Source organism: Duganella radicis, assembly GCF_009720825.1.
Classification (GTDB): domain Bacteria; phylum Pseudomonadota; class Gammaproteobacteria; order Burkholderiales; family Burkholderiaceae_D; genus Rugamonas; species Rugamonas radicis.
The window spans coordinates 19,607-28,142 of the sequence record NZ_WNKY01000062.1 but is presented as its reverse complement, the minus strand read 5'-3'; the positions used below and the strand labels follow the sequence as shown (position 1 = coordinate 28,142).

6 protein-coding genes are annotated in these 8,536 nt (G+C 68.1%); all 6 read left to right on the top strand.

From position 1 onward, the window contains the following. A partial coding sequence (locus GM676_RS29175) for a protoporphyrinogen/coproporphyrinogen oxidase (protein ID WP_155467963.1) occupies positions 1-1,482 on the top strand: 1,482 nt, incomplete at its 5' end. A gap of 105 nt (positions 1,483-1,587) precedes the next feature. Continuing rightward, a complete protein-coding gene (locus tag GM676_RS29170) occupies positions 1,588-2,511 on the top strand; it encodes a manganese catalase family protein (RefSeq protein WP_155467960.1) in 924 nt (307 codons plus the stop codon). Positions 2,512-2,515: 4 nt separating this feature from the next. Then, positions 2,516-3,526, top strand: a complete 1,011-nt coding sequence (locus GM676_RS29165; RefSeq protein WP_155467957.1) for a ZIP family metal transporter — start codon at positions 2,516-2,518, stop codon at positions 3,524-3,526. Positions 3,527-3,636: 110 nt separating this feature from the next. Beyond that, positions 3,637-5,046 carry an iron-containing redox enzyme family protein gene (locus GM676_RS29160; RefSeq protein WP_155467954.1) on the top strand — a complete coding sequence of 470 codons (1,410 nt, stop codon included), beginning with the start codon at positions 3,637-3,639 and terminating at the stop codon, positions 5,044-5,046. 4 nt (positions 5,047-5,050) lie between these two features. Further along, the gene (locus GM676_RS29155; protein WP_229262916.1) at positions 5,051-5,893 is read left to right on the top strand and encodes a cyanophycinase; all 843 of its coding nucleotides are present in this window, start codon (positions 5,051-5,053) and stop codon (positions 5,891-5,893) included. Further along, positions 5,880-8,531 (top strand): cyanophycin synthetase, encoded by a 2,652-nt coding sequence (gene cphA, locus GM676_RS29150; protein WP_155467951.1) that lies wholly within the window; start codon positions 5,880-5,882, stop codon positions 8,529-8,531. The genes GM676_RS29155 and cphA overlap by 14 nt, the downstream gene beginning before the upstream one ends. Positions 8,532-8,536: the final 5 nt, after the last annotated feature.

Here is an 8,536-nt window from a genome sequence, read left to right as displayed (position 1 = left end):
GGCGCCTCGGGCGCCGCCTCGGCGCCGCCCGCCACCGCCAGTATCACGACCGCGCGGCCGGCCAGCCCGGTGGGCTGCGTCATCATCGGCGGCGGCCCGACCGGGCTGTCGGCCGCCTACCACCTCGGCGCCGACACCGTGCTGCTGGAACGGAACGCCACCGTGGGCGGCTGGTGCCGTTCGATCAAGGACAAGGGCTTCACCTTCGATTACGCCGGCCACATCATGTTCTCCAACGATCCGTATGTGCTCAAGCTGTATGACATCCTGCTGGGCGACAACCAGCATTGGCAGATGCGCGAAGCCTGGGTCTACAGCAAGCAGGTGTACACCCGCTATCCGTTCCAGGGCGCGCTGTATGGCCTGCCGCCGCAGGTGATCAAGGAGTGCATCGTCGGCGCGATTGAATCGCGCTATGGCCTGGCGGCCGGCGCGCCGCGCTGCGCCGCCGACAACGACGGCGCCAAGGTCGAGGACTGCTGCGCCGACGGCACCACCGATACCGCCAACAGCGACGCCGGCTCGGCCGAAGCGCAGACCGAGAACTTCGAAAACTTCATCTACCGCGTGTGGGGCGCCGGCATCGCCAAGCACTTCGCCATCCCCTACAACAAGAAGATCTGGACCGTGCCGCTGAAGGACATGGAAACCTCGTGGCTGGGCGGCCGGGTGCCGCTGCCAGACCTGGGCCAGATCATCGAAGGCGCGCTGGAGCCGGTGGCCAAGCCGATGGGGCCGAACGCGCGTTTCGGTTATCCGCGCAGGGGCGGCTTCCAGGCGCTGATGAACGGCTTCCTGCCGCACATCCGCGGCAAGGTGGAGCTCAACGCCAATGTGAAGCAGGTGCTGCCGCAGGAGCACATGGTGGTGCTGGCCGACGGCCGCCGCCTGCCGTATGGACAGCTGATCAGCACCGCGCCGCTGCCGCAACTGGTGCAATTGTGCGGCGACGCGGTGCCGGAAACGGTGCGCAAGGCGGCGCAGGGCTTGCGCCATGTGTCGATCCGCTGCGTCAACATCGGCGTCAACCGCAGCGACGTCACCGACAAGCACTGGATCTACTACCCCGAGGACAGCATCTTCCACCGCATCTTCGTGCAGGGTAACGCCAGCCCGGAATGCAACGCGCCCGGCGGTTTCGGCTTCACCTGCGAGATTTCCTACTCGCCGTGGAAACCGCTGCCGCTCGATGGCGAGGAACTGATCGCGCGCTGCATCGCCGACTGCATCAAGGTCGGTTTCATCCGCGAAGACGACGAGATCCTCACCACCAATCAGGTCGACATGCCATATGCCTACGTGGTGTACGACCACGCACGCGCGCGCAACGTCGCCACCGTGCGCGAGTGGATGGAGGGGCATGACATTGTGCTGGCGGGCCGCTACAGCGAGTGGGAATACTACAACTCGGACCACGCCTTCCTGGCTGGGAAAAAGGCCGCGGAGCGGGTACGCGACGCCCGTGCCGTCAAAGCCGGCTGAGTTGCCGTGCCAGCGCTGTCTTACATGGCACTGGCACCGGCGCTGATACGCAGCGTGCTGTGCGCGGCCTAACATGGGTCCTCAACCTACCGAAGGAGAATCCTCATGTTCGCTCATAACAAACGACTGCAATACACGGTGCGGGTCAGTGAAACCAATCCCGGATTGGCCAACCTGATGCTGGAACAATTCGGCGGCCCGCAGGGCGAACTGGCGGCGGCCTGCCGCTACTTCACGCAGGCGCTGGCCGAGGACGATCCGGGCCGCAAGGACATGCTGTTCGATATCGCCACCGAAGAGCTGAGCCATCTGGAGGTGATCGGCAATATCGTGGTCATGTTGAACAAGGGCGCCAAGGGCCGGCTGGCCGAAGGCGTGGACGAGGAAGGCGAACTGTATCGTTCCATCACCGGCGCCGGCAACGACAGCCACCTGACGCAGGTGCTGTATGGCGCCGGCGCGCCGCTGGTCAATTCGGCTGGCGTGCCATGGAGCGCGGCCTACATCGACACCATCGGCGAGCCGACCGCCGACCTGCGCTCCAACATCGCGGCCGAGGCGCGCGCCAAGATTGTGTATGAACGCCTGATCAACCTGACCGAAGATCCGGGCGTGAAGGAAGCACTGGGTTTCCTGATGACGCGCGAGATCGCGCACCAGAAGTCGTTCGAGAAGGCGCTGTACGCGATCCAGCCCAACTTCCCGCCGGGGAAACTGCAAGGCAAGCCGGAGTTCACCAGCGTGTACTTCGACATGTCGCAGGGCGGGCCGGAAGTGCGAGGCTCCTGGAACGACGGCCAGAAATGGGAAACCGTCAGCGACCGCGAGCAGCAACTGGCGGTCGATGGCGGCGACGGCTCGGCCACCGTGGCGCTGGACAATGAGGAGGAAGCGCTGCTCAACCAGCTGGCGGCGCGCACCATGTCCGATCCGGAGGCCGATCCGCTGACCGGCGCGGAGCTGGGCGAGGCGCTCAACGGCATCGAACCGGCCGACGGCCAGACGGACGACGGCACCCTGCTGCGCTAAACCCATGCACAGTCCACCCCTGCGCCATCGCCCGGCATGGCGCGCCTGGCTTAACTGGCGCGCGTGGCGCGCATGGCTGGCCAGACATGCCGCATCCCCCCGGCCAACGCAACATGGCACACCCGCGCGGCGTGCACAGGGCGGCGTGCGCCGCTGGCGCGTTCTGGCGGGCGGCGCGATCGCGCTTGCCGGGCTGCTGCTGTTGCTGCGCGACGGCGCACTGCTGCTGGCCGGCCTGCCCGCCCCGGCGCACATGGCGCTGGTGGGCGGCTTGTGGGCGGCCGCGGCCACCGCCGCCGGCACCCTGCCCATCCTGTTGTCGCAGAATTTTTCGCAACGCAGCTACGACGCCGCACTGGGCCTCGGCGGCGGCATCATGCTGGCCGCCACCTCCTTCTCTCTGGTGCTGCCCGCGCTCAGCGCCAGCCGCGCGGCCGGCGCCAACGCCATGGTCGCCAGCACCATGGTGGGCGCCGGCATCCTGCTTGGCATGGCGCTGGTGATGCTGCTCGGGCATCTGGTGCAATCCGAACGGGTGCTGCAAGACACGGCAGGACGCAACGGACCGGCGGCCATGACGCGCGCCTGGCTGTTCGTGGCCGCCGTCGCCATCCACAACCTGCCGGAAGGCGTGGCGATCGGCGTCGGCTACGGCGGTGTGGACGCGGCCAAGGCCCACACTCTGGCCACCGGCATCGCCATCCAGGACATCCCCGAGGGACTGGTGGTGGCGCTGGCCCTGCGCGGCGTCGGCTACGGGCGCGCCTTCTCCGCCCTGCTGGGCGCCGTCTCCGGCCTGATCGAACCGGTGGGCGCGGTGGCCGGCGCGCTGCTGATTGAAGCCAGCACCAATTTCCTGCCCTGGGGGCTGGCCGGCGCCGCCGGCGCCATGCTGTACGTGATCTGCCACGACGTGGTGCCCGAAGCCCAGCGCCACGGCCACTGCAACACCGCCGCCTGCGCGCTGGTGATCGGCTTCATCGTGATGATGGTGCTGGATACCGCGCTCGCCTGAGGCCGGATGTCGGCCTGATCTTACGTGCACACAAGAAAGCTCCCGACGCTGTACAGCGGGCCGCCCGTAGATAATCAGTATCAATGTTTTCCCTTATCTACAGGATACCCATGCTACAGCTAGCGTATGCCGTTCACACCCCTGCCGCCGCCGGCCCGGCGGCCATTTACCACTCACTGCGCAATGGCCCACCCGATGCCGCCGCGCTGGAACAGGCACGCGCTTTTCTCGCGCACCGCTTGCAGGCCGCGCGCCAGTTGCGCGCCGAGCTGCCGGCCACGCCCGACCAACTGGGCGGCTGGAGCGCCAGCCACGCCTTCACCATCGGCATGGAATACCAAGCTTACTTGCGTGGCCGCCGCGATGGCGCGCCGCGCCGCTATTTCAGCAACCAGTCGCACGCCCTGTACTTCCTGCGGCACGTGGCGCCGACCAAGCTGGTGGACGGCGCCTGGCTGTATGGCCTGCTGGCGCACTGGGACGATGCGGATTTCCGCCCGCTGATCCAGACCTACCTCGAAGAACTGGGCGACGGCGTGCCGGAAAAGAACCACGTCCTGCTGTACAAAAAGCTGCTGGCCGCGCATGCCTGTGAAGACTGGCAGCAGCTGCCGGACACCTATTTCGAACAGGGCGCGATCCAGCTGGCGCTGGCCTATGACGCCGAGCGCTATCTGCCGGAGATCATCGGCTACAACCTCGGTTACGAACAGCTGCCGCTGCATCTGCTGGTCACCGCCTACGAACTGAATGAGCTGGGTATCGATCCCTACTACTTCACGCTGCACATCACGGTGGACAATGGCAGCACCGGCCACGCGCACAAGGCGGTGCAGGCGCTGCAACAGCTGCTGCCGCGCTTTGGCGACAGCGCCACCGTCTGGCAGCGCATGCTGGACGGTTATCGCCTGAACGACCTGGGCGCCTGTACCACCTCGGTGATCGGCGAATTCGACCTGCACGCGGAACTGGTCGGCATCATGGCGGCCAAGAGCCATACCGGTTGCAATATGCATTCCGACTACTGCCGCCTGGCCGGTCGCAGCATTAACCAATGGCTGGCCGATCCGCAGCAGATCCCCGCCATGCTGTCCGAGCTGGAAAACGCCGGCTGGATACAGCGCGGCCAGGCGCCGGAGCACAGCCGCTTCTGGCGCCTGATCCAGAGCGAACGCGCCGAAATGTTCGGCGTCTTCAGCGCCTATGAACAGCAGGTGCTGCGCGACTGGATCGCCACCCCGGCCACGCCGGCGCGGGTGCCCAGCTTCCGCGCCCGCCAGCGCTCGCTCGACGCGCTGGGCATGCACCACACGCCGCGCCAGGGCGTCCCGCGCGGCATCGTGCGCCACCACGCGGACGACGACGACGCCAGCCCGCTGCGCCGGCTGGAACAGCAGATCGCCACGCTGGGCAGCAAGCAGGCCGCCATGCAGCTGCTGCAAGCGCTGATGACGCCGGCAGTGCATCACACCCCGCTCGGCCTGATGGCCAGGCGGATTTACCGTCAACTTATCGATTGAGACCATGGACACGAACGGCAGTTTAATGATTATCGGCGGCGGCGAAGACAAGACCGACGCCAGGAAAGTGCTACAACGCTTTATCACGCTGGCGGGTGGGCCGCAACAGCTGCTGGTGGTGATCACCGCCGCCAGCAAGATGCCCAACGAGGTGTGGGAAATGTACCGCAACGCCTTCGAGGAGCTGGGCGCTGAAAAAATCAGTCATGTGCGCATCAACGAACGCGCCGAGGCCGAGGACGAAGGCCTGGCGCAACGCGTGGCGCATGCGCGCGGCATCTTCATGACCGGCGGCGACCAGAAACGGCTGGTGGCCTTCCTCGGCGGCACCCAGATCGAACAGGCCATGCGCGAGGCCCATGCGCAAGGGGCCTGCATCGCCGGCACCAGCGCCGGCGCGTCCGGCATGTGCACCCATATGCTGGCCGAGGGCGAGGCGGCGTTGGCGCCGGAAAAAGGCGCGGTGCGGCTGGGCGCGGGCCTGGGGTTCATCAGCCGCGTGATCATCGATCAGCACTTTTCGCAGCGCCACCGCATCAATCGCCTGCTGAGCGCCATCGCCCAGAGCCCCTTCCTGCTGGGCGCCGGCATCGACGAGGACACGGCGTTGATCGTGCGTGACGACAGCATCGAAGTGGTGGGCGAAGGCGGGGTCACCGTGGTCGACTGCCGCGAGGCCCGCACCAATGTGGCCGACATCCCGCCCGGCGCCGTGCCGCAAATGCTGGACGTGCGGCTGCACCTGCTGCCTTCCGGCGCCCGCGTTGCCAGTCTGGCCGAGGCCGGACCGCTGGCGGACTTCATTACCTATCTGACCGACAGGACTACCGAGCATGATCATCATTAAACAACACCTTCTGCGTGGACCGAATCTGTATTCCCGCCAACCCTGCCTGCTGACCGTGATCGACCCGCAAGCGCAGGCCGCGCGCGACAGCGCCGCCATCGCCGGCTTCAACGCCCGCCTGCTGGAACTGCTGCCCTCCCTGTACGACCATCGCTGCTCGGTGGGCCAGTACGGCGGCTTCGTGCAGGCGCTCCATCACGGCGCCAACCTGGCCCACGTGGTGGAACATGTGACCATCGCGCTGCAATGCCTGGCCGGCACGCCGACCTATCTGGGCCGCACCCACGAGGTGCACGGCATGCCCGGCCAGTACCGGGTGGTGTGCTCGTACGAACTGGAACAGGTGGCGGTGCAAGCGTGCGAACTGGCCATGACGCTGGTGCGCGGCCTGGCCGAAGGCGCGGCCGACGTGCCGCAACTGCTGGAAGACGGGGTGGAAGCGCTGCGCGCCACGGCCGAACGCCACGCCATCGGCACCAGCACCGGCGCCATCCTGCGCGCCGCCGCCCGCCGCGGCATCCCCTGGCAACGCCTGACCGAGGAAGCCAATCTGTTCGTGCTGGGCTGGGGCGCGCAGCAGAAACGCCTGCAGGCGACCATCACCGGCGACACCGGCCATATCGCGGTCGGCATCGCCTCCGACAAGCAGTTGACCAAGGCGCTGTTGCAGGAAGCCGGCGTGCCGGTGCCGGAGGGCGTCAGCGTGCGCACGCTGGAACAGGCGCAGCGCGCGGCGCGCGAACTGGAGGGACTGGTCACCATCAAGCCGCTGGACGGCAACCATGGGCGCGGCGTCACCACCCGCTGCGGCACGCCGGAGGAAGTGCAGCTGGCGTTCGAACGCGCGCGCGAGCATGGCCGCACCATCATCGCCGAGCGCTATATTGCCGGCGACGACTACCGCATCCTGGTGGCCGGCCAGCGCGTGGTGGCGGCGGCCCTGCGCCGTCCCGCCGCCGTGACCGGCGACGGTGTATCGACCGTGCGCGAGCTGGTGGAGCAGGAAAACCGCAACCCGGCGCGCGGCGAAGGCCACAGCAATATCCTGACCCGCATCCCGCTCGACGGCCACGCCGAGACCACGCTGGCGGAGCAAGGCCTCACGCTCGACGGCGTGCCGGAGCAAGGCCGTGTGGTACGCATGCGCGGCAACGCCAACCTGTCCAGCGGCGGCACGGCGGAAGACGTGACCGGCCGCCTGCCGCCAGCCACCCATGCCATGTGCGTGCGCGCGGCGCGCAAGATCGGGCTGGACGTGGCCGGCATCGACCTGGTGTGCGAGGACATCTCGCGCCCGCTCGATGGCCGCAACGGCGCGGTGATCGAAATTAACGCCGCTCCCGGCATCCGCATGCACGAATACCCGAGCGCCGGCGTGCCGCGCGACGCCGGCGCCGCCATCGTGGATTCGATGTTCGGCCAGCGCGATGGCCGGATTCCGGTGGTCGCGGTGACCGGCACCAATGGCAAGACCACCACCACCCTGATGATCGAGCACACGCTGCGCAAGGCCGGCATTGCCACCGGTTGCGCCACCAGCGAGGGCGTGTTCCTGGCCGGCGAAGCGATCCGGCAAGGCGATTGCAGCGGCTACTGGTCGGCGCGCAGCGTGCTGTCGGCGCCGGAAGTGGAATTTGCCGTGCTGGAGACGGCGCGTGGCGGCATCCTGAAACGCGGCCTGGCGTTCGACCGCTGCGATGTCGCGGTGCTGCTCAATATCAGCGAGGACCATCTCGGCATGGAAGGCGTGGAAACGCTGGACGAGCTGGCGGCGGTGAAGGCCGTGGTCGCGCAGGCGGCGTCCGGCGCGGTGGTGCTGAATGCGGAAGATGAGCGCTGCCGCGCCATCGGCGCCAGCCTGCCGGAGGACGTCGAGCGCATCTACTTCAGTTGCGACGCCAACCATCCGGCGCTGCTGGCGCATCTGCACGCCGGCGGCCGCGCCGCCTGGGTGCACGATGGCGTCCTGATGCTGTCCGACGCCTCGGCGCGGCCGGCGCGGCTGCTGGCGGCGGCCGAGATGCCCTCCTCCATGGGCGGCTGCGCGCGCCACAACATCGCCAACGGCCTGGCCGCCGCCGCCGCGCTGATGGCCTGCGACTTGGGCAACGGCGCGATCGCCGCCGGCTTGCGCAGCTTTGTTTCGGACGCGCGCCATAATCCGGTGCGCGGCAATCTGTACGACGTCAATGGCGTGCGGGTGATCGTCGACTTTGCGCACAATCCGGCCGCCTTCGCGGCGCTGGCCGCCACCGCGCGCGCCATGACGCCCGGCCGCACGGTGGCGGTGGTGACCTCGCCGGGCGACCGCCGCGAGCGCGATTTCGAACAGATCGGCCAGATTTGCGGCGGCGGTTTCGATACCACCGTGTTCTATGAATGGCCGAGCGAGGACCGTGGCCGCGCGCCGGGCCAGCGCGCCAACATCATGCTCGCGGCGGCACGCGCGGCGCGCGGCGGCGAGGACGGCGCCCTGCTGCAATGCGAACCGGCGCAGGCGCTGCGACTGGGCCTGACGCAGTGCCAGCCCGGCGATGTGCTGGTGTATGCCTGCGGGGCGTCGGTATCGGAACTGGTGGACGCCCTGCGTCCCGTCGACCCGGTCAGCGCCGCGCGCATCGACGCCACGCTGGTGTAGCGGCG

Excerpts from the sequence above, each read along its gene's own strand:
- GM676_RS29170 (WP_155467960.1), top strand. The coding sequence starts at position 1,588 with ATGTTCGCTCATAACAAACGACTGCAATACACGGTGCGGGTCAGTGAA.
- GM676_RS29165 (WP_155467957.1), top strand. The coding sequence starts at position 2,516 with ATGCACAGTCCACCCCTGCGCCATCGCCCGGCATGGCGCGCCTGGCTT.
- GM676_RS29160 (WP_155467954.1), top strand. The coding sequence starts at position 3,637 with ATGCTACAGCTAGCGTATGCCGTTCACACCCCTGCCGCCGCCGGCCCG.
- GM676_RS29155 (WP_229262916.1), top strand. The coding sequence starts at position 5,051 with ATGGACACGAACGGCAGTTTAATGATTATCGGCGGCGGCGAAGACAAG.
- cphA (WP_155467951.1), top strand. The coding sequence starts at position 5,880 with ATGATCATCATTAAACAACACCTTCTGCGTGGACCGAATCTGTATTCC.